Source organism: Rhizobium sp. 9140, assembly GCF_900067135.1.
GTDB lineage: Bacteria > Pseudomonadota > Alphaproteobacteria > Rhizobiales > Rhizobiaceae > Ferranicluibacter.
Genome location: NZ_FJUR01000002.1, coordinates 422664 through 442715, shown reverse-complemented (window position 1 = coordinate 442715; position 20052 = coordinate 422664). Strand labels below are relative to the sequence as shown.

Annotated in this window: 21 protein-coding genes; 19 read left to right on the top strand and 2 right to left on the bottom strand. The window is 63.5% G+C overall.

Translation table 11 applies throughout. From position 1 onward, the window contains the following. The first annotated feature begins 23 nt into the window (after nt 1–23). The 5 genes from GA0004734_RS19395 to GA0004734_RS19375 all read left to right on the top strand — a co-directional run bounded on the left by GA0004734_RS19395 (nt 24) and on the right by GA0004734_RS19375 (nt 4731). The gene (locus tag GA0004734_RS19395) at nt 24–1214 is read left to right on the top strand and encodes a substrate-binding domain-containing protein (protein ID WP_092937093.1); all 1191 of its coding nucleotides are present in this window, start codon (nt 24–26) and stop codon (nt 1212–1214) included. Between the two features lie 66 nt (nt 1215–1280). After that, complete coding sequence (locus GA0004734_RS19390) at nt 1281–2018, top strand: ATP-binding cassette domain-containing protein (protein ID WP_092937091.1); 738 nt, start codon at nt 1281–1283, stop codon at nt 2016–2018. Continuing rightward, nucleotides 2011–2754, top strand: coding sequence for an ATP-binding cassette domain-containing protein (locus GA0004734_RS19385; RefSeq protein WP_092937089.1), 744 nt, complete (start codon nt 2011–2013; stop codon nt 2752–2754). Before GA0004734_RS19390 ends, GA0004734_RS19385 begins: the two co-directional genes overlap by 8 nt. Next, nucleotides 2754–3710 carry an ABC transporter permease gene (locus GA0004734_RS19380; protein ID WP_092938186.1) on the top strand — a complete coding sequence of 319 codons (957 nt, stop codon included), beginning with the start codon at nt 2754–2756 and terminating at the stop codon, nt 3708–3710. Before GA0004734_RS19385 ends, GA0004734_RS19380 begins: the two co-directional genes overlap by 1 nt. 1 nt (nt 3711) lies before the next feature. Continuing rightward, nucleotides 3712–4731 carry an ABC transporter permease gene (locus GA0004734_RS19375; RefSeq protein WP_092937087.1) on the top strand — a complete coding sequence of 340 codons (1020 nt, stop codon included), beginning with the start codon at nt 3712–3714 and terminating at the stop codon, nt 4729–4731. A 9-nt stretch (nt 4732–4740) separates the two neighbouring features. Here GA0004734_RS19375 and GA0004734_RS19370 read toward each other — a convergent pair whose 3' ends face one another. Further along, on the bottom strand, nt 4741–5595 hold the full coding sequence (locus GA0004734_RS19370; RefSeq protein WP_092937085.1) for an amidohydrolase family protein: 855 nt from the start codon (nt 5593–5595) through the stop codon (nt 4741–4743). 95 nt (nt 5596–5690) lie between these two features. Then, the gene (locus GA0004734_RS19365) at nt 5691–6488 is read right to left on the bottom strand and encodes an IclR family transcriptional regulator (protein ID WP_092937083.1); all 798 of its coding nucleotides are present in this window, start codon (nt 6486–6488) and stop codon (nt 5691–5693) included. A gap of 246 nt (nt 6489–6734) precedes the next feature. On the opposite strand from GA0004734_RS19365, the gene GA0004734_RS19360 reads away from it, so the two are divergent. From GA0004734_RS19360 to GA0004734_RS19295, 14 genes are all read left to right on the top strand, one after another. Then, complete coding sequence (locus GA0004734_RS19360; RefSeq protein ID WP_245292597.1) at nt 6735–7973, top strand: ABC transporter substrate-binding protein; 1239 nt, start codon at nt 6735–6737, stop codon at nt 7971–7973. Between the two features lie 153 nt (nt 7974–8126). Then, complete coding sequence (locus tag GA0004734_RS19355; protein WP_092937079.1) at nt 8127–9020, top strand: carbohydrate ABC transporter permease; 894 nt, start codon at nt 8127–8129, stop codon at nt 9018–9020. A 1-nt stretch (nt 9021) separates the two neighbouring features. Next, complete coding sequence (locus GA0004734_RS19350) at nt 9022–9888, top strand: carbohydrate ABC transporter permease (RefSeq protein WP_092937077.1); 867 nt, start codon at nt 9022–9024, stop codon at nt 9886–9888. A 4-nt stretch (nt 9889–9892) separates the two neighbouring features. Beyond that, nucleotides 9893–11002, top strand: a complete 1110-nt coding sequence (gene ugpC / locus GA0004734_RS19345; protein ID WP_092937075.1) for an ABC transporter ATP-binding protein — start codon at nt 9893–9895, stop codon at nt 11000–11002. 1 nt (nt 11003) lies between these two features. After that, on the top strand, nt 11004–12119 hold the full coding sequence (locus tag GA0004734_RS19340; protein WP_092937073.1) for a mandelate racemase/muconate lactonizing enzyme family protein: 1116 nt from the start codon (nt 11004–11006) through the stop codon (nt 12117–12119). A 9-nt stretch (nt 12120–12128) separates the two neighbouring features. Next, nucleotides 12129–12458 carry an L-rhamnose mutarotase gene (locus GA0004734_RS19335; protein ID WP_092937071.1) on the top strand — a complete coding sequence of 110 codons (330 nt, stop codon included), beginning with the start codon at nt 12129–12131 and terminating at the stop codon, nt 12456–12458. Beyond that, on the top strand, nt 12451–13548 hold the full coding sequence (locus tag GA0004734_RS19330) for a Gfo/Idh/MocA family protein (protein WP_092937069.1): 1098 nt from the start codon (nt 12451–12453) through the stop codon (nt 13546–13548). The genes GA0004734_RS19335 and GA0004734_RS19330 overlap by 8 nt, the downstream gene beginning before the upstream one ends. A gap of 1 nt (nt 13549) precedes the next feature. Then, the gene (locus GA0004734_RS19325) at nt 13550–13999 is read left to right on the top strand and encodes a MaoC/PaaZ C-terminal domain-containing protein (RefSeq protein WP_092937067.1); all 450 of its coding nucleotides are present in this window, start codon (nt 13550–13552) and stop codon (nt 13997–13999) included. A 10-nt stretch (nt 14000–14009) separates the two neighbouring features. Then, nucleotides 14010–14744, top strand: a complete 735-nt coding sequence (locus tag GA0004734_RS19320) for an SDR family oxidoreductase (protein ID WP_092937065.1) — start codon at nt 14010–14012, stop codon at nt 14742–14744. 41 nt (nt 14745–14785) lie between these two features. After that, nucleotides 14786–15631 (top strand): fumarylacetoacetate hydrolase family protein, encoded by an 846-nt coding sequence (locus tag GA0004734_RS19315; RefSeq protein ID WP_092937063.1) that lies wholly within the window; start codon nt 14786–14788, stop codon nt 15629–15631. A gap of 27 nt (nt 15632–15658) precedes the next feature. After that, nucleotides 15659–16936 (top strand): L-fuconate dehydratase, encoded by a 1278-nt coding sequence (locus tag GA0004734_RS19310; protein WP_092937061.1) that lies wholly within the window; start codon nt 15659–15661, stop codon nt 16934–16936. A gap of 177 nt (nt 16937–17113) precedes the next feature. Next, on the top strand, nt 17114–18088 hold the full coding sequence (locus tag GA0004734_RS19305; protein ID WP_092938184.1) for a C4-dicarboxylate TRAP transporter substrate-binding protein: 975 nt from the start codon (nt 17114–17116) through the stop codon (nt 18086–18088). A gap of 51 nt (nt 18089–18139) precedes the next feature. Continuing rightward, nucleotides 18140–18652 carry a TRAP transporter small permease gene (locus GA0004734_RS19300; protein ID WP_092937059.1) on the top strand — a complete coding sequence of 171 codons (513 nt, stop codon included), beginning with the start codon at nt 18140–18142 and terminating at the stop codon, nt 18650–18652. Then, nucleotides 18649–19962, top strand: coding sequence for a TRAP transporter large permease (locus GA0004734_RS19295; protein ID WP_092937057.1), 1314 nt, complete (start codon nt 18649–18651; stop codon nt 19960–19962). Before GA0004734_RS19300 ends, GA0004734_RS19295 begins: the two co-directional genes overlap by 4 nt. The last annotated feature ends 90 nt before the right edge of the window (nt 19963–20052 follow it).

Sequence of the window (20052 nt, the reverse complement as noted above, 5' to 3'; positions counted from 1 at the left end):
CGGACATTCGGGAGGAGAGAGAGATGAAAATGAGGATCAACGGCCTTCTGGCCGCAACAGCGCTCGTGCTGTCCGCGCATGCCACGCAGGCACAGGATGCCGTCGCCACCGTCGTCGCCGGTCTGCCGGAGCCTTTGAAGGCGCAGTACGAAGGCGCGCCGCAGGCGGTTCTGCCGTCGGCCTGGGATGGCTTCACGGCCCCTGCAAAACCTTGGAAATGGTGCCATTCGGAATCCTATCAGGGCAACCCGTGGCGGGTGACCGTGACGAAGGAGTTGCAGCGGCTGGTGGAAGGGCTGATCGCGAACGGGACCGTAGCCAGCTTCGAAGTGTCCGACAGCAACAACGACGTCAGCCAGCAGATCAACCAGATCCGAGCCTTCGTGGACAAGGGCTGCTCGATCATCACCTCCATCCCCGGCTCGGCGACGGCGCTGGACGATGCCATCGACGCGGCTGCGAAAGCCGGCATTCCCTTCGTGACGGCTGCCGGTTCCGTCACCAGCCCGAACGCGATCAATGTCGACTCCAACTATGCGCGCTGGGGCTACGACATGATGAGCGCGGTCGGCAAGGCTCTGCCGGATGGCGGCAGCGTTCTCCTGGTCGAAGGTATTGCTGGCCATCCGATCGTGGTGCAGGAACGGCAGGGCGGCGACAAGGCGCTTGCCGAAAACACCAAGCTCAGGGTTGCCCGCAACGTCAACGGCAACTGGACGGCCAACGTCACGAAGACGGTCGTCTTTCAGGCAATCGCCACCAATCCGGCGCCGATCGATGCGGTCTGGACCACAGGCAGCGAAAGCCGCGTCGTGGCCGAAGCCTTTGCCGAAGCCGGCCGCCCTGCGCCGCTGATCACGGGTTCACTGACCGGCGATGCACTTGGCTACTGGAAGGCCAATCCGGACAAGTTCCGCTTCGAGGGCCACGCGCTCCTGCCGCATTGGACGGCGCAGACGCTGTTTCGCGTCGGCGCGCGCATGCTGGATGGACAGAAGCCGAAGCTGAACACGCTGATGATTCCGATCCCGGCCATCCACAATGCCGATCTGCCGAACTGGTACAAGGACTGCATGATGCCGGACTCCGTGTCCGTCTTCCCGGTTCCGCCGCAGGATCCGATGCCGGAACCGCTGCTCGACGCCTACTTCACCGGCGCCAAGCCCACGCCCGGCTGGGACTATGCGTCCACGCCCGATGCGTGCGCGAAGTAGCGATAATATGAGGGAGAGGCGGGCGCGTTCCAGGTGGACGGCCCGCCGCCACAGGCGGACGGTACGATGCTCGAAATCAACACTCTGTCAAAACGCTACGGTGAGACGGTGGCTCTTGCCGGCGCCAGCATCGCGTTCCGTGCCGGCACCATCCACACGATCCTCGGTGAGAACGGCTCCGGCAAGAGCACGCTGGTGAAATTGCTGTCCGGCATCGTTCAGCCGGATGGGGGTACGATGCTGCTGGACGGGACGCCGTTTTTGGGGCGGAGGCCTGCGGATTTCCAAGCCGCCGGTTTTGCCACCGTGTTCCAGGAAGTGCTGATCGCGCCGGACAGGAGCGTGGAGGACAATATCCTGCTTGGGCTCGACGGGCTCGTGCACCGGAACGTCCCGCGCGACCAGCGGCGGCAGACGGCGGCAGATGCGCTGGCCCGCTTTGCCGTCACGCCGGTCCCGCTCGATGTCAAAGCCGGCGCTCTGCCGCTTGCGGCACAGCAGTTGATCGTTCTGGCGCGTGCGGTCGTTCGTCGCCCGCGTGTTCTTATTCTCGATGAAGTGACGGCCGCGCTCGATTATGCCGACCGCGAGTCCGTCTTCTCCCTGATGCGCCAGCTGGCGGCGGAAGGCTCGCTGCTTCTCTTCATCACCCACCGTATGGATGAGGTGATGAGCCTTTCCGACAGGATCTCCATCCTGCGCAGCGGCAAGGTCGTGACGACCGAGGAGCGCGGGCTCTCGACGCCTGCGGAGCTGCTGAAAGCCATGGCGCCACAAACGGCCGAGGCGTTACTGCATGTCTGATCCCGCACGCCTTCATGCCCGTGACCTCGTGATCCGGCGCGGCGCGACCCCGATCATCGAGGAGATCCGCTCCGGCGAGATCGTCGGCCTTGCCGGCCTCGACGGGCATGGACAGGAGCAATTTCTCGAAACGCTCGCCGGCCTGCAGAAGCCGCTCGCCGGATCCGTGTCCCTGGAGCGGGGTGGCACCGAGACGCGGATTACGGATTTCCGCAAGGCCGTCGCCGCCCATGTCGCCTATCTCCCGCGCGACCGGCGGGCGACAGGCATCTTCCCCACCCAGTCCGTCCTCGACAACTTCGCCATTTCCACGGTGTCGGAGGATGCCCGCTTCGGCTTCATCAGCGCCGGCCAGCGCGCGCGGCGCTACGAGGTCTATCGCGACCGGCTGTTCATCGCCGCACCGCGGCCGGATGCGGCGATCACCACGCTGTCGGGCGGCAACCAGCAGAAGGTGCTGCTGGCGCGTGCCCTGGCGTTGAAGCCGGATGTGCTGCTGCTCAACGACCCCACCCGCGGCGTCGATGTCGCCACCCGCCATGTGCTCTATGACGTCTTTCGCGATCTTGCTCGGGACGGCATGGCGCTGGTCGTTCTGTCCAGCGAGATCGAGGAGATCCTGCTTTTGTGCCATCGCGTTCTCGTTTTTCGCGACCATGATATCGTCGCCAACCTGCAGGGGCCTGCCATGACCACCGATGCCGTCATCGCCGCCATGTTCGGACGCGCGGCATGATGAAGGCGCTTCCGCGAACACTGGGCGGGCTCTGGCGCGATACGGGCTTTGCGTTCGTGCTCCTCGTCATCCTGCTCGTCGTCAACCTCATCCTCAACCCGGCACGCTTCCACCCGGCAGCCTGGGGGTCGCTCATCGGGCTTGCAGCACCGCTCATCGGCGCGGCGGTGGCCTCCGCGCCTGTCATTCTGGGGGGACGCGGCGGCATCGATATCTCGGTCGGGCCGCTGATGGGCTTCGTCAACGCCATCGTCATCCAGCTTCTGTTTCTGAAGGCAGGCATCTCGTCGCCGCTCGTCATCATTCCCGCAGCCCTCCTGATCGGCGCTGCGATCGGCGCCATCAACGGAGCGCTGACCACGCTGGTGCGAATCCAGCCGATCGTGGCGACGCTCGGGACCTATCTCGTGCTGACCGGCGTGACCCTGACCATCCTGCCCGCGCCCATCGGGCCGGCGCCGGGCTGGCTGAAGGCGCTGGCCGGCCCCTGGTCGGCCCTGCCACTGATCGCCCTCTTCGCCGCCTGGTGGACCATCCGCCGGCTGCCCTATTACGATCAACTGATGGCGATCGGCAGCGACGACCGCGCAGCCTATACCGCCGGCGTCGATGTCACCCGCGTCCGCTTCATCGCCTATGTCATCACGGGCGTCTTCGCCGCCGTGGCGGGCCTGATGTTGACAGCCCTGATCGGCTCGGCCGACCCGAACATCGGACAGGCTTATACGCTGATCTCGATTGCGGCCGTCGCGCTCGGCGGCGTCAGCCTTGCCGGGGGTCGCGGCGGGCTCATCGGCGCCTCCATCGGCGCGATCGACATCTTCCTGCTGCAAAGCGTGCTCACCGCCTTCAACGTTTCCACGTACGTTCTGCAAATCGCCTATGGCGCCATCCTCGTTGCCGCCGTCATTCTGACGGCCGTGCAGGAACGGGCGGCCCGCGGCCGGGAGGTCTGACATGGCTGCCATCGAAACAGGTCGCCCGGAACAGGCAAGGCCGGGCCTCGCCCTCCGCATCCGCTCGGGCCTTGCCGGCACGAACGGCCGAATCCTCATGGCTTTCTTCATTGCGGGCGTGCTGCATCTTGTCGGCACGCTCGTCATTCCGGGCTATTCCTCGCCGTTTGCCATCCGCGCTCTGCTGGTTATCGCCGCTCTCCTCGCCGTTGCCTCCATCGGGCAGACGCTCGTCGTCATCCTCGGCGGAATCGATCTGTCTATTCCGTTCATCATCGGTTTCGCTAACGTGGTTGCCGCACAGCTCTATGGCGACAGGTGGAATTTCGCGCTCGTCTGCCTGTTCGTCGTCGTGGTCGCAATGCTGATCGGCGCGCTGAACGGCTACATCTCGCGGCGGCTCGATATCCATCCGCTCATCGTAACCTTGGGGATCGGCATGATCGTACAGGGGGCCGTCCTGCTTTGGACGAAGGGGTTTCCGTCCGGTTCCGCGCCACCCTACGTCTCCGCTTTCGTTTCCATCGGCGGTTCGGCGGGGCCGCTGCCCTTTCCCTGGGTGGTGCCGGCACTCGCGGTGCTCGCAACGCTCATCGTGCTCGTTCTCGCCCGCACACCCTACGGGCGGCGTCTCTATGCCCTCGGCAGCAATCTCGGCGCAGCCTCTCTCGCGCTGATCGACCCCGTGCGCATGTGGATGCTGACATTCTCGCTCAGCGCCCTGTTCGCCGCCGTCACGGGCATCCTGCTCCTCGGCTTCACCGGCTCGGCCTATGGCGATGTTGGCCAGCCCTATCTGTTCCAGACGATTGCCGCGGTCGTGGTCGGTGGCGCGGCGCTGGTCGGCGGGCGCGGCAGCTATCTCGGCACGATTGCCGGCGTGCTGGTTCTCACTGAGATCAACACGCTGCTGATCGGCCTTGGCTTCCAGCCGGCCGCCGTACAGGCATCGCTCGGCGCCGTCATCATCCTGCTCGTCTCGATCTATGGCCGGGAGCGGCATGTCAGCATGACGATCTGAGGCGATCCCTCAAGTTCCAGTGGGAAGATCGAGGCTCCAGAGCTTCAGCGCATTGCCGGCCAGCAGCGCGTGGCGCTCGGCATCGCTGCTGCCTGCGAGCAGCGCATGCGTGGCGGCGACCCAGGTCGAGAGGCTGCCGGCGAGCGTGCAGACGGGCCAGTCGCTGCCCCACACGACCCTGTCCCATCCAAATTGCAGGATGGCGGTTTCCGCATAGGGGCGGATCGTGTCCACGCTCCAGCTGTGGGGATCGGTATAGGCGACGAGCCCGGACATCTTGCAGACCACATTCGGCCGACGTGCGACATCCTTCAGCTCGTCCCGCCAGAGCGAGATATCGCCTGCCTTGATATCGGGAACGCCGCAATGGTCGAGGATGAAGGTCACATCGGGTGCGAGGTCGGCAAGGGCCGCCGCGTGGCCCAGCTGGCGCGGCAGCACGCAGAGATCGAAGGTGAGGCCGGTGCCCCCGAGGCGCTTGATGTTGTCGCGAAAGACCGCGCTTTCCGACAGCGCGTCCGGCATGACGTGGAGGACACGGCGAAAGCCCTTGACCAGCGGGTTTTCACGCTGACGCTCCAGCATAGCGGGAAAGCTCTCGTCTTCCGGCCGGCAGGCGGAGATGGCGCCGACGACAAGGCTCTCGGGGAGCGCTGCGAGCTGCCCCACATGCTGCGTTTCGGCCTCGATCTCCTCGGCCGCGACATCGACCTCCATGTGCAGGCTTGCGGCAATGCCGCAGCGCAGGGCCTCCTGGCGATAGGTCTCGTAGAGGTAGTCCCGATCGAGCGCCGGGACGGAGGCAAGCCACGGATAGGTGAGGGCCGTCTTGTCGATCAGGTGAAGATGGGTGTCGATGATCATGCGTGCTCCTCCCGCGTCATGCGCCGAATTGGACACTCTCACAGGGAAGCAGAGGTTTCAAATAAGAATGTACCGGTTCGCGGACTGACGGAGCCTCATAGCTCCGCCGGGTTGTCGTGCTGGACGTCGGAGCCGGCGAGAAGCGAAAGCTGCTCGGCGGTCTTTTGAAGCAGGGAGATCGTTGTCGAGATATCGGGCGCAGATGGCGCGTTGACGAGGCTGATGTAAGGCACGGTGAGGGCCGCAATTCCGCGACGGTCCGGACCGAGAATCGGCGCCGAGAGGTTGAATACGCCGGCCGTCTGGGCGCTCGCCATCATTTCGTAGCCGCGGGCGCGGATCTCGTCGAGGCGCGCGTAGAACTCCGGCGTCAGTTCGATGTCCTTCCGGCTCTTGACGTGTTCCGAGATCATCATCTCCCGCTCCTCGGGCGGGCGGAAGGCGAGGAGGACGTGGCCGGAGCCGGTGTCGAACAGGCTGATATGCGAGCCGACACGGATGGAAATGCCCCAGTAATCCGGTGCTTCCTGCTGGGCGATGACGACGGCGGAGCCGCGGTCGAACACGGCAAGTTGGTTGGCCTGCCGCGTCCGCTGCGCAAGGTCGCGCATCAGCGGGGTCGCGTAGGCCGCCAGACGGCGTGTCGGCGCGTGCAGTTGCGCAAGGCCGAAGAGCTTGAGCGTCAGCGAATAGCGGTCACCATCGATGCGGGTGATGTAGCCGCGCCGCACGAGGCGGTCGAGCATCCGGTAGAACTCGTTCGGGCTGCGATTGAGCTTCTTGGAAATTTCCGCCTGCGTCAGCCCGCCATCCACACCGGCCAGAAGCTCCAGAATATCGAGCCCCTTGTCCAGCGCCGGTGCGCGGTAACGATCGTCTTCTCCGTCCAACATTCGGGATCCCCTGTGAATACGCATTTCCATATACGAAGAACGATTGCCCGACAAAGCAAAGTTGACGCTTGACGACGCCTGAAAATGTTGTTTGTATATGAATGAGTTTCTCGCAGATGAGAGACCGTGCTCCCGAGGAGGAGTGCACTCGGAGGAGGGAATCTGATGAACAAGCTGCTGTGTGGCGCCGCATCCGGCGTCGTGGCATTCGTTCTGGCGCACGGCACAGCCGGTGCGGCCGAACTGATGGGCAAATTCGAAGGTGTCACGATCGACGCCAAGCTGATCGGTGGTCAGCAATACGAGCCGCTCTATGCGCGGATCGCGGAATGGGAGAAGGCAACGGGGGCCAAGGTCAACGTGCTCTCCAAGAAGAACCATTTCGAGCTCGACAAGGAGATTAAGTCGGACATCGCCTCGGGCTCGATTTCCTGGTGCGTCGGCTCGAACCATTCGTCCTTCGCCCCGCAATATCCCGATCTCTATGTCGACCTGAACACGCTGGTGCCGAAGGAGATTGTCGGGGAATATGTCGACACCGTCATCAAGGCCTCCACCATCGACGACAAGCTGGTGATGCTGCCGCGCGCGCAGTTCGACGTGTCGGCGCTCTATTACCAGAAGAGCCTCTACAGCGACGACGCGAAGAAGGCGGCGTTCAAGGAAAAGTACGGCTACGACCTCGCGCCGCCGGATACGTGGAGCCAGGTGTCGGACCAGGCGCAGTTCTTCGCCGCCCCGCCGAATTTCTACGGTACACAGTTCGCGGGTAAGGAAGAGGCGATCAATGGTCGCTTCTACGAGATGCTGATCGCCGAAGGCGGAGCTTACCTCGATGAAGAGGGCAAGCCCGCCTTCAATTCGGACGCCGGCGTCCGTGCGCTCGACTGGTTCGTCAATCTCTACAAGGCGAAAGCCGTTCCCGCCGGCACGACCAATTATCTCTGGGACGAGCTTGGTGCCGGCTTTGCCTCCGGCACCGTCGCGCTCAATCTCGATTGGCCGGGATGGGCGACCTATTTCAACGATCCGAAGTCGTCCAAGGTCGCCGGCAATGTCGGCGTGACCGTGGCCCCCAAGGGTTCTTCCGGCAAGCGCACGGGCTGGTCCGGTCACCACGGCTTCTCGATCACGGAAGCCTGCGCCAACAAAGAGGCCGCTGCCTCGCTCGTCTGGTTCCTGACCAATGAGGATTCGCAGAAGCTAGAGGCTGCAAACGGCACACTGCCGACCCGCACCGCCGTTTGGGAATGGGACATCCAGCAGGCCGCTTCCGACCCCTACAAGAAAGAGGTGCTGAGCACCTTCCAGGAAACCGCGAAGGGCGCCTTCGCCGTACCGCAGACGCCGGAATGGATCGAGATCTCGAACACGGTTTATCCCGAGCTTCAGGCCGCCATCCTCGGCGACAAGACCTCGAAGGAAGCGCTGGACGCCGCCGCCGAAAAGGCGACCACTATCCTGAAGGACGCCGGCGCGCTCTGACGCCCTCTCCGTCTTCGCCCGCAACGTCACTTGCGGGCGAAGACCCGGCGGCCAGCCGCCGTCTCCATACCGTCTTCGGGCTCATACGGTCTTCGGGGGCCTCCGTTCTCGATCGGCCACGCGCTTTTGACGCTGGCCATCAGGTGCCACAGCATGTTTCGAAAAATCTCAACACCGGTTCTTCTGCTGCTGCCGGCGCTCGTCGTGCTGGCGGCCGTGGTGCTGCTGCCGCTGCTTCTGTCGCTCTATTCGAGCTTCACACCCTTTCGCCTCACGCGTCCGGCGTCGCTCTGGGTCTGGGCCGGCTTTCGCAATTATGAACGTATTCTGACCGACTGGGTCTTCTGGTCGGCCTTTCTGCGCACGATCGTCCTGCTCACCATCGCGCTCAACCTCGAAATGCTGCTCGGCCTCGGTCTGGCGCTGCTCGTCAACAAGGCGACGCGGGGCAAGCGGGCGCTGCGCACGATGATGATGTTTCCGATGATGTTTTCGCCGGTTCTCGTCGGCTTCCAGTTCAAGTTCATGTTCAACGACAATGTCGGCCTCGTGAACAACGCGCTGCAATCGCTAGGGCTTACGGATCAGGCGATCCCGTGGCTGATCGACGGCAACCTCGCGCTGTTTGCCATCGTCGTTGCCGAAGTCTGGTCCTCCACCTCCGTCTTCGCCATCCTCATCCTCGCAGGGCTTCTCGCCATGCCGCAGGAGCCGGTGGAAGCGGCGAAGGTCGATGGCTGCACCGCTTGGCAGACCTTTCGTTACGTCACGCTGCCCTTCGTCATGCCGTTCGCCTACATCGCCATGACCATTCGCTCGCTCGACATTGCGCGCGCCTACGACATCGTGAAGATCATGACGGATGGCGGGCCGGCGCGGCGCACGGAGCTGATTTGGACGCTGGTCGGCCGCACCGCCTATTCCGATGCGCAGATGGGTCTTGCCAACGCCATGGCCTATGTCTCGATCCTCCTGTCGATCCTGTTCACCGTCTATTTCTTCCGGAAGCTTGCCGCCGCCCGGACCCAGATCGGAGCGGAGTGGTAAGATGGACCGTAACGCCAAACAGCGCCTCAAGCGCCGCGTTCTACACGTCGCCTATCTGATCGGGCTTTTCCTCGCGATGCTCGTCATCTGCCTGCCGGGCCTCTGGATCGTGCTCAGCTCGCTGCGCCCGACGGTCGAGATCATGGCGAAGCCGCCGGTCTGGATCCCGCAGGAGATCACGCTCGATGCCTACCGCGCCATGTTCGGCGGCGTCGGGCAGGGCGGCATTCCCATCTGGGATTATTTCCGCAACTCGCTGATCGTGTCGATCACCTCCACGGTCATCGCGCTCGCCATCGGCATGTCCGGCGGCTACGCTTTTGCGCGGTTTCGGTTTCGCGGCAAGTCCGGTGCGTTTCTCGGCCTCATGCTGACGCGCTCGGTGCCGGGCATCGCGCTGTCGTTGCCGCTCTTCATCGTCTATTCCCGTGTCGGCATCATCGATACCCATTTCGGGCTCATCCTCACCTATGTCGCGCTCAACGTACCCTTCACGATCTGGCTGATCGACGGGTTCTTCCGGCAGGTGCCGCGCGATCTTGCCGAAGCAGCGCAGATCGACGGCTGCACGCGATGGCAGGCCTTCTGGCAGGTCGAGTTTCCGCTTGCCGGCCCCGGCATCGCATCGGCCGGCATCTTCTCCTTCCTCACCTGCTGGAACGAATACGCGCTGGCCTCGCAGCTCACGCGCTCGGTCAACTCCAAGACGCTTCCCGTGGGTTTGCTCGACTACACCTCCGAATTCACCATCGACTGGCGCGGCATGTGTGCGCTGGCGGTGATCATGATCCTCCCGGCGCTGGCTCTGACCTTCGCCATTCAAAAGCACCTTGTGTCAGGTCTGACATTCGGCGCTGTCAAAGGCTGATCTCATGGCTCAGGTCTCTCTCAGGAAACTGGTCAAATCCTACGGCGCGCTCCAGGTCGTGCACGGCATCGATCTCGATGTTGCCGACGGCGAGTTCGTCGCGCTGGTCGGCCCCTCCGGCTGCGGCAAATCAACGACGCTGCGCATGATCGCGGGGCTGGAAAGCGTGTCGGACGGCGCCATCGAGATCGGCGGCATTGTCGTCAACGACCTGCCGCCGCGCGACCGCAACATCTCCATGGTGTTCCAGTCCTACGCGCTCTACCCCCATATGACGGTGCGCGAGAACATGGGGTTCTCGCTGAAGATCGCCAAGCAACCGCAGAGCGAGATCGACAGGCAGGTCAACGAGGCCGCCGCGATCCTCGGTCTCGATGCTTTGATGGATCGGCGGCCGGCGCAGCTTTCCGGCGGCCAGCGGCAGCGCGTGGCCATGGGCCGGGCCATCGTCCGCCATCCCGAAGTTTTCCTGTTCGACGAGCCGCTCTCCAACCTCGACGCCAAGCTGCGCACGCAGATGCGCACCGAGATCAAGAAGCTCCACGCCAAGGTGCAATCGACCGTCATCTATGTGACGCACGATCAGGTAGAGGCGATGACGCTGGCGGACCGGATCGTCATCATGCGCGACGGTTATATCGAGCAGGTCGGGACGCCGGACGACGTGTTCAAGCGACCTGCCAGCCGCTTCGTCGCCGGCTTCATCGGCTCGCCGCCGATGAACATGGAGGAGGCGCGGGTCACCTCGGGCCAGCTCGTCTTTGCCAATGGCGACAGCCTTCCGCTTCCGCGCCAGTTTGCGGGCCGGGTGAAAGAGGGCGAGACGGTCGTTTTCGGTCTGCGCCCGGACGATATTTTCCCGAGCGGTCATGGCTTGAGTTCGGGAAGCGACGGCGCCGTGCACGAGGTGACGCTGCCGGTCTCTATCACCGAACCTCTCGGCAACGAAACGCTCGTCTTCGTCGAGTTCGCGGGACGCGAATGGGTGTCGCGCATGCTCAATCCGCGGGCGCTCAAATCCGGCGAGCGCATTGCCATGAGCTTCGATTTCTCGCAGGCACACCTGTTCTCGGCCGAGACCGGGCGCAGCCTCGCCGCAGCGAGGGAGATCTGACATGGCCCGGATCGAACGCATCGAACTGCGCATGGTGGACCTGAAGCCGAAGGTGAAGCGGACGGATGCGATCCAGAGCTTCGTCAGCCAGGAAACACCCATCATCACCATCACCGATAGCGATGGCGCAACGGGAACGGGTTATTCCTACACGATCGGCACCGGTGGCTCCTCCGTCATGCGGCTCCTTGCGGACCACCTCGCCCCGGTTCTTCTGGGGGAAGATGCCGACCGGATCGAGGCGATCTGGCACAAGCTCGAGTTCCACACCCATGCGACCACCATCGGCGCGATCAGCGCGCTGGCGCTGGCAGCGATCGATACGGCGCTCTGGGATCTGCGCGCGCGCAAGCAGAACCTGCCCCTCTGGAAACTTGCCGGTGGCGCGCGCGAAAGCTGTCCGCTCTACACGACCGAGGGCGGCTGGCTGCATATCGAAGCCGGCGCTCTGGTGGAGGATGCCCTGCAAGCCAAGGAGAAGGGCTTTGCCGGATCGAAGGTGAAGATCGGCAAGCCGCATGGCTCGGAAGATTTCGCCCGACTTTCTGCCATGCGCAAGGCGCTGGGCGAAGGCTTCGAGATCATGACGGACTGCAATCAGGGTTTTTCGGTGGACGAGGCCATCCGGCGGGCCGAGCGGTTGAAGGAGCTCGATCTCGCCTGGATTGAGGAGCCGCTGTCGGCCGACGATCTCGACGGACATATCCGCCTGACGCGCTCGACGGCGACGCCGATTGCGGTTGGCGAATCCATCTACTCGATCCGCCACTTCCGCGAATACATGCAGAAGGGCGCCTGCTCGATCGTGCAGGTCGATGTCGCCCGCATCGGCGGCATCACGCCCTGGCTGAAGGTTGCGCATGCCGCCGAGGCCTTCGACATCCCCGTCTGCCCGCACTTCCTGATGGAACTGCATGTCAGCCTCGTCTGCGCCGTGCCGAACGGGCGCTATGTCGAGTACATCCCGCAGCTCGAAGACCTGACGACCAAGGGCATGGAGATCCGGGATGGGCGCGCGATGGCGCCCAGCGAACCGGGCCTCGGCATCGCCTGGGACTGGGCAGCGGTGAAGGCGCAGAGCGTTTCGGAGTTCACGCACGATATCTCGGCGCAGTAGGAGGTCGCGATGCAACGGATGGGAATGGTCATCGGCCTGCAGCCGGAGAAAGTGTCTGAATACAAGGCGCTGCATGTGGCGGTGTGGCCGGAGATTCTGGCGCTGATCTCGGACTGCAACATTACGCGGTACTCGATCTTCCTGAAGGAGCCCGAGAATCTGCTGTTCGGCACATGGACCTATGTCGGCGACGACTTTACGGCTGACATGGCCAAGATGGCGGCTGACCCGCGCAATCGGGAATGGTGGGCCGTCTGCATGCCCTGCCAGAAGCCGCTCGATACACGGAAAGAGGGCGAGTGGTGGGCGATGATGGGAGAGGTCTTCCATCATGACTGAGGCTTACGAAGGCAACGCGACATTCGACCCTGCAAGCTTGCAGCAGTGGTGGCCGAAGCCGGGCCGCCCGCGTCCGATCGTTATCTTCGGCGCCGGGAGCATCGTCAGCGACGCGCATTTTCCGGCCTATCGGAAGGCCGGTTTTCCCGTGGCGGGTCTTTACGATCCCGACCCGGAAAAGGCGCGTGCGACGGCGGCGCATTGGGGCGTCGAGGCTTACGACTCGATTGCAGATGCCGCCGCAGTTCCCGGCGCGATCTTCGATCTGGCGACGCCGCCCGCAGCGCATGCCCGCATCCTTTCGGCGCTTCCGCAGGGCTCCTACGCCCTGATCCAGAAGCCGATGGGTGCGGATCTCCAAGCCGCGACCGAGATTCTCGACCTCTGCCGAACGCGCAAGCTTCATGCCGCCGTGAATTTCCAGCTGCGTTTCGCACCGATGATGCTGGCGTTGCGCGATGCCATCCGGCGTGGATGGCTCGGCGACGTCGTCGATTTCGACGCGCATCTGGCGCTCGCAACGCCCTGGGGGCTGTGGCCCTTTCTCAAAGGTCTGCCGCGCATCGAGATCGCCATGCACTCGATCCACTATCTCGACCTCGTGCGCAGCCTGCTGGGCGACCCGCAGGGCATTCATGCGAAGACCATCGGTCACCCCGACCACGATGTCGCGCAGACCCGCACGAGCGCCATCCTCGACTATGGCGATAGCGTGCGCTGTGCCTTGTCGATCAATCACGACCATGATTTCGGCCGGAAATTCCAGGCTTGCGAATTCCGCATCTGCGGCACGAAGGGGGCGGCCACCGTGAAGCTCGGGGTCAATCTCGATTACCCCAAGGGCGAGCCGGACGAGCTCTGGATCTATCCCGCAGGCGGGAGCGGCTGGACCGAAGTTCCCCTCCAAGGCACGTGGTTCCCGGACGCCTTCATCGGCCGCATGGCAAACCTCCAGCGCTTTGCGAGCGGCGAAGACGAGACCCTCGTCGGTGGCGTGGAGGACGCCTGGCGGACCATGGCGCTGGTCGAAGCCGCCTATCAATCCAGCGCCCAACCCGCAACGCCTGTGCGCACGCTGCCGGAGACATGAGATGATCGAGCAGACGCTCTATTTCGAAGATTACGACCTCGGCCACCAGCGGATGACGACCGGGAGGACCATGACGGAGACGGATTTCGTTGTCCATGCCGGCCACACCGGAGACTTCTTTCCGCACCACATGGACAGCGAATTTGCAAAGACGCTGCCCGGCGGGCAAAGGATCGCGCATGGCACCATGATCTTCTCGATCGGCATCGGAATGACCGCGTCGCTCATCAATCCTGTCGCCTTTTCCTACGGTTACGATAGGTTGAGATTCGTGCGTCCGGTTCATATCGGCGATACGATCAGGACGCGGGTGACGATTTCCGCCAAGGAGGATGATCCCAAGCGCGCCGACAGGGGCCGGGTGATCGAGCGGTGCGAGGTGCTGAACCAGCGCGACGAGGTGGTGCTGGCGGCCGACCACATCCTGCTCGTCGAACGAAAACAGAAGTGAGGATCAAACCATGACGACGACAATGACGGGCAAGACGGTGCTGATCACCGCGGCGGCCCAGGGGATCGGGCGCGCAACGGCGCTGGCCTTCGCCAGGACGGGTGCGACCGTGCATGCGACCGACATCAACCTCGATATTCTCTCTGAGATCGCCGGTGAACCCGGCATCCTGACGCACAGGCTCGACGTCCTCGACGCCGCCGCGGTGAAGGCGCTCGTCGAGGAGATCGGCGCGGTGGATGTGCTCTTCAACTGCGCGGGTGTCGTCCATTCCGGCTCGATCCTCGAGATGGCCGACAAGGATCTCGACTTCGCCTTCGATCTCAACGTCAAGGCGATGATCCGCACCATCCGCGCCGTACTGCCCGGCATGATCGAGCGCAAGGAAGGCGCCATCATCAACATGGCCTCCGTCGCGTCCAGCATCAAGGGCGTGCCGAACCGCTTTGCCTATGGCACGACCAAGGCCGCCGTCATTGGCCTCACCAAGGCGGTCGCCGCCGACTACGTTGCCGCCGGCATCCGCTGCAACGCCATTTGCCCCGGCACGGTGGAGAGCCCCTCGCTTGAAGGGCGCATGCGCGCGCAGGGCGACTACGAGACGGCGCGCGCCGCCTTCATCGCCCGCCAGCCGATGGGCCGGCTCGGAACGGCGGAAGAGATCGCCGATCTTGCCGTCCATCTCGCCGGCGCCACCTACACCACGGGCCAGGCCTATGCCATCGACGGTGGCTGGTCGATCTGACCGCCCGCCCGCCTCTTCACTGAGAAACCAAGGATACTGCCATGAAATTCGTTCGTTACGGTGCAAAGGGCGCCGAGAAGCCCGGTCTGGTCGATGCGACCGGCGCCATTCGCGACCTCTCCGGTCACATCTCCGATCTTTCCGGTGCGGCCATCGATCCCGACGCGCTGGCAAAGCTCGGCGCCGTCGATCCGGCATCGCTGCCGCTGGTCTCCACGGATGAGCGTCTTGGCCCCTGCGTCGCCGGCACCGGCAAGTTCATCTGCATCGGCCTCAACTATTCCGACCACGCCGCTGAAACCGGCGCGACCGTGCCGCCGGAGCCGATCATCTTCATGAAGGCGACATCGGCCATATCAGGCCCGAACGACGACCTTCTCATCCCGCGCGGCTCCGAGAAGACGGATTGGGAGGTCGAACTCGGCATCGTCATCGGCCGCAAGGCGAAATATGTCAGCGAAGCCGAGGCGCTCGATTTTGTCGCCGGCTATTGCACGATCCACGACGTCAGCGAACGCGCCTTCCAGACGGAGCGCTCCGGCCAGTGGACCAAGGGCAAGTCCTGCGACACGTTCGGGCCGACGGGTCCATGGCTGGTGACGAAGGACGAGGTTCCCGATCCGCAGAACCTGCGCCTCTGGCTGAAGGTCAACGGCGAGACGATGCAGGACGGCACGACCAAGACCATGGTCTATGGCGCGGCCTATCTCGTTTCCTACCTCTCGCAGTTCATGTCGCTCCAGCCGGGTGACATCATTTCGACGGGCACACCTCCGGGTGTCGGCATGGGCATGAAGCCACCGCGCTACCTCAAAGCCGGCGATGTGATCGAACTGGGAATCGACGGTCTCGGTTCGCAGCGCCAGACCGCCCGCGCCGACGCCTGATCCTCATCTCACCTCTCCGGAGCCCCCATGACCCGCATTACAGACCTGCGCGTGTTCGACCTGCGCTTTCCGACGTCCCAGAGCCTCGACGGCTCGGATGCTATGAATCCCGATCCGGATTATTCGGCAGCCTATGTCATTCTCGACACGGACACGCCCGGTCTCGGCGGTCATGGCCTGACCTTCACCATCGGTCGCGGCAACGACATCTGCTGCATGGCCATCAAGGCGATGCAGCATCTCGTGGTCGGGACCGAGCTTTCCACGGTGCTCGAAAATCCCGGCCGCTACTGGCGGCACCTGACGAGCGACAGCCAGTTGCGCTGGATCGGGCCGGAGAAGGGCGCGATGCATCTGGCGACCGGCGCTGTCGTCAATGCGGTGTGGGACCTTCTCGCCAAGCAGGCGGGCAAGCCCGTGTGGCAGATGGTCAGCGAGATGTCGCCGGAGCAGATCGCCGATATCGTCGATTATCGCTACCTGACGGACGTTCTGACCCGCGACGAGGCGCTCGATATCCTGAGGCGGGCCGAGCCCGGCAAGGCCGAGCGGATGGCCGTGCTGCGGGCGGAGGGTTACACCTGCTACACCACGTCTGCGGGCTGGCTCGGCTATGACGACGACAAGCTGCGCCGGCTTTGCCAGGAGGCGATCGACGAAGGGTTCAACCATGTCAAGATGAAGGTCGGGCGCGATCTCGAAGACGATATCCGTCGGCTGACGATTGCCCGCGAGGTCATCGGTCCGGACCGTTATCTGATGATCGATGCCAATCAGGTCTGGGAGGTCGGGGAGGCCATCGACTGGGTGAAGCAGCTGGCCTTCTGCAAGCCCTTCTTCATCGAGGAGCCGACCAGTCCCGACGATGTTGCAGGCCACCGCAAGATCCGGCAGGCGATCTCGCCGGTCAAGGTCGCGACCGGTGAAATGTGCCAGAACCGCATCATGTTCAAGCAGTTCATCGCCGAGGGCGCGATCGATATCGTGCAGATCGACAGCTGCCGCATGGGCGGGCTGAACGAGGTTCTCGCCGTCCTTCTCGTGGCGGCGAAATACCAGCTGCCCGTCTGGCCGCATGCCGGCGGTGTCGGACTTTGCGAATATGTCCAGCATCTCTCGATGATCGACTACATCGCCGTCTCCGGCACGAAGACCGACCGCGTCATCGAATATGTCGACCATCTGCACGAGCACTTTCTCGAACCCTGCGTGATTGAAAACGCCGCCTATATGCCGCCGACCCGTCCGGGTTTCTCCATCGAGATGAAGGCGCAGTCGATCGCAGACTACACGTTCAAGGGCTGAACGAACCTCATCAATCACTGAGATTGGCAAAAAGCCGGGCTGTTCGCAGTCCGGCTTTTTCATGGCCTCAAGGGAAAGCGAACACTGACGCCTTGACCCCGACGAATTATTCTTTCATAACGTATCTATTCGTATATGAATGATGCCAGGGGAGGAGCCCGGGCAATGGAGGGTCTCATGAAGAGCGTACTCGTAGCGTCCGCACTGGCGGCGCTGTCCTTTTGCGGTGTTGCACAGGCGCAGGAATACAGCCTGCGGTTTTCCACATCGCAGGTCAATCCGAACGAACCGATCGTCAAGGCTATGAAGCTCTATGCCGAACGTGTCGGCGAGCGTTCGGGTGGTCGCATCGCGATCACCGTTATGACCGGCGACCAGCTCGGCGCGCAGAAGAAGGTCAACGAGATGGTCATGAGTGGCGCGAGCCTGCTCAGCGCCACGGATTACGGCCAGCTCGGCCAGTTCGAGCCGGATATGTCGATCCTCGCCGGCCCCTATGTCTATCCAAGCATCGAAGCAAGCGACAAGCTGTTTGCCTCCGACGTTTTTCAGGAGCTCTCGGCGAAGCTCGAGGCCAAAGGCCTCAAGATCATCATGCCGAACGGCCTCTTCGGCTATCGCCACATCATCGCCAACAAGGCGGTGCGCACGCCTGCCGATCTCGCCGGCGTTACCGTGCGCGTTCCCTCTTCGCCGATCATGATGGCGACGTTCGCAACCTACGGCGCCCGACCGACGGAGCTTCCCTGGGGCGATGTCTACAATGCCTTGCAGACCGGCGTGGTCGATGCCGCGGAAGGGCCGTTCGGGTCAATTGCCGGCTCGAAGCTGAACGAGACGCGCAAGGTCATCTCCAAGACCGGCCATCAGGTCATGTTCACGGCCTGGGTCGCCTCGGCAAGCTTCTACAACAGCCTGCCGGAAGACCTGCAAAAGGTGCTGACCGACGAAGGCCGGAAGATCGCCGCCGATCTGACGAAGATGACGATCGAGACTGATGACGGCTATGCCAAGCAGCTGGCCGACAGCGGTGTCGAGATCGTTTCGGACGTGGACGTCCCCGCCTTCATCGAAGCCTCGAAATCCGCCTATGGCAAGGTGCCGAACCTGACGCCGGGCATGTTCGAACGCATTCAGGCCACCATGCAATAAGGATCAAGGCCCGGCCGCGAATGGCCGGGCTTATCCCTGCCGGGAGCATTCATGGACATACCTGCCCAAACCTCGACCGAACCGCCGCTCTGGAGCCTTCGACGTCTCGACGAGGCCGTCGGCGTTCTGGCCCTGCTGGTCATCGTCGTCTCCATTCTCTGGGGCATCGTCAGCCGCTATATCTTTCCGCAGCCGGCAGCCTGGACCTACGAACTGGCGATCCTTGCCTTCTCCTATCTCGTCTTCTTCGGAGCGGTTGCCGGCGTGCGTCTCGGCACCCATGCCGCCATCGACGTCCTGGTCGCCGCCCTGCCGGAACGTTGGCAGGACGGCGTGCGCTGGTTCAATTATCTGCTCCTCACCGCCTTCTTCGTCCTGCTGACCGGCCTCTTCCTGTGGCAGGCCTGGACCTCGCGCAATGTGCACACCATCGCGCTCGACCTGTCTCGCAGCATTGCCTATGCGCCCTTGGCCATCGCCTCGGTCGGCATGCTGGTGCAGCACCTCATCGTCGAGCGCCCCTGGCGGCCGCGCACGCATCGCATCGTGGATTCGATCATATGACCTTTTTTCACCTGGCCGGCCCATCGCTCGTCGTCGTTCTTCTGTTCCTCCTCTCGACGCCGATCACCTGGGCCTTGGCGATCGGTGCGCTGACCTTCTTCTTCCTCAACATGGACATGATCCCTCTGTCCAATTTCGCGCAGGAGATGGCGGAAGGCAGCCAGTCCGTCTCGCTGCTGGCGCTGCCGCTCTTCGTGCTGGCGGGCTGCATCATGAATGCGTCTGGCATCACGCGGCGGCTTCTGACGCTTGCGGACGTTCTGGTCGGGCATATGACGGGCGCTCTGGCGCAGATGTGCACCGTGCTTGCCACACTGCTCGGCGGCCTCACCGCTTCGGCCAACGCGGATGCGGCGATGCTGGCGAAGACGCTCGGCATCCAGATGGCCGAGCGCGGCTATAGCCGGGCCTTTGCTGCCGTTATCACCTCGTCCGCCGCCATCATCACGAGCCTCATTCCGCCATCGATCGGCCTCATCGTTTATGGCTTTCTTGCGGAAACCTCGATCGGGCGGCTGTTTGCGGCCGGTGTCGTGCCCGGTCTGGTGCTGGCGCTCGGCCTGATGACCACGACGTACTTCATTGCCCGAAAACGTGGTTATCGCTCGCTCCGTGACAAACGCGCAACCGGCGTCGAGATGCGCACAGCTCTCATCGACGGGCTGCGGGCACTCTCTATTCCCGTCGTCATCTTCGTCGGCACGCGTTACGGCCTGTTCACGACGACGGAAGCCGGCGCCGTGGTGGTCGTCTACGTCCTTTTCGTCGCGATCTTCGGCTATCGGGAATTCACCGTGCGCCAGATCCCCGAAGTGCTGGCGGAAGCCGTACGCGACTCCGCGGTCGTCATGGTGATGATCTGCGCGGCCGCCGCCTTCGGCTTCTATCTCGCCTGGGAGCAGGTGCCGCAGGCGATGTCGGGCTGGCTCGGGGGCGCAACCAGCAACCCGCTCGTCATGCTGCTGCTCATCAACGTCATGCTGCTCGTCATCGGCACGGCAATCGAAGGATCGGCGGCGCTCATTATCCTGACGCCGATGCTGATCCCGATCATCGACGGCGTCCATATCGACCGCGTCCATTTCGGCATCATCTTCATCACCAATCTTACCATCGCCGGCATCACCCCGCCGGTCGGTGGGTTGATGTATATCTCCTCCATGGTGATGAAGGTGCCGATGATGGCCTATGCGCGGGAGGTGCTGCCGTACCTCGCCATGATGATGGTGCTGCTGAGTATCCTCAGCATCTTCCCGCAACTGTCGCTGTGGCTGCCGAACCTGATCTACGGAACCTCTGCCGTCCAGTAGGGTGTCCTATCGCCACAAACGCGCCGTAGCCGACGGCTTCCTATGAACACTCGGCAGCGCCCGATTTGCGCTGCCGCCTCCCATCCCCGC

Coding starts and splice junctions, on each gene's coding strand:
- GA0004734_RS19305 (WP_092938184.1), top strand. CDS start 17,114: ATGAAGAGCGTACTCGTAGCGTCCGCACTGGCGGCGCTGTCCTTTTGC.
- GA0004734_RS19395 (WP_092937093.1), top strand. CDS start 24: ATGAAAATGAGGATCAACGGCCTTCTGGCCGCAACAGCGCTCGTGCTG.
- GA0004734_RS19325 (WP_092937067.1), top strand. CDS start 13,550: ATGATCGAGCAGACGCTCTATTTCGAAGATTACGACCTCGGCCACCAG.
- ugpC (WP_092937075.1), top strand. CDS start 9,893: ATGGCTCAGGTCTCTCTCAGGAAACTGGTCAAATCCTACGGCGCGCTC.
- GA0004734_RS19385 (WP_092937089.1), top strand. CDS start 2,011: ATGTCTGATCCCGCACGCCTTCATGCCCGTGACCTCGTGATCCGGCGC.
- GA0004734_RS19355 (WP_092937079.1), top strand. CDS start 8,127: ATGTTTCGAAAAATCTCAACACCGGTTCTTCTGCTGCTGCCGGCGCTC.
- GA0004734_RS19330 (WP_092937069.1), top strand. CDS start 12,451: ATGACTGAGGCTTACGAAGGCAACGCGACATTCGACCCTGCAAGCTTG.
- GA0004734_RS19315 (WP_092937063.1), top strand. CDS start 14,786: ATGAAATTCGTTCGTTACGGTGCAAAGGGCGCCGAGAAGCCCGGTCTG.
- GA0004734_RS19365 (WP_092937083.1), bottom strand. CDS start 6,488: ATGTTGGACGGAGAAGACGATCGTTACCGCGCACCGGCGCTGGACAAG.
- GA0004734_RS19310 (WP_092937061.1), top strand. CDS start 15,659: ATGACCCGCATTACAGACCTGCGCGTGTTCGACCTGCGCTTTCCGACG.
- GA0004734_RS19350 (WP_092937077.1), top strand. CDS start 9,022: ATGGACCGTAACGCCAAACAGCGCCTCAAGCGCCGCGTTCTACACGTC.
- GA0004734_RS19380 (WP_092938186.1), top strand. CDS start 2,754: ATGAAGGCGCTTCCGCGAACACTGGGCGGGCTCTGGCGCGATACGGGC.
- GA0004734_RS19370 (WP_092937085.1), bottom strand. CDS start 5,595: ATGATCATCGACACCCATCTTCACCTGATCGACAAGACGGCCCTCACC.
- GA0004734_RS19390 (WP_092937091.1), top strand. CDS start 1,281: ATGCTCGAAATCAACACTCTGTCAAAACGCTACGGTGAGACGGTGGCT.
- GA0004734_RS19320 (WP_092937065.1), top strand. CDS start 14,010: ATGACGACGACAATGACGGGCAAGACGGTGCTGATCACCGCGGCGGCC.
- GA0004734_RS19360 (WP_245292597.1), top strand. CDS start 6,735: ATGGGCAAATTCGAAGGTGTCACGATCGACGCCAAGCTGATCGGTGGT.
- GA0004734_RS19295 (WP_092937057.1), top strand. CDS start 18,649: ATGACCTTTTTTCACCTGGCCGGCCCATCGCTCGTCGTCGTTCTTCTG.
- GA0004734_RS19300 (WP_092937059.1), top strand. CDS start 18,140: ATGGACATACCTGCCCAAACCTCGACCGAACCGCCGCTCTGGAGCCTT.
- GA0004734_RS19335 (WP_092937071.1), top strand. CDS start 12,129: ATGCAACGGATGGGAATGGTCATCGGCCTGCAGCCGGAGAAAGTGTCT.
- GA0004734_RS19340 (WP_092937073.1), top strand. CDS start 11,004: ATGGCCCGGATCGAACGCATCGAACTGCGCATGGTGGACCTGAAGCCG.
- GA0004734_RS19375 (WP_092937087.1), top strand. CDS start 3,712: ATGGCTGCCATCGAAACAGGTCGCCCGGAACAGGCAAGGCCGGGCCTC.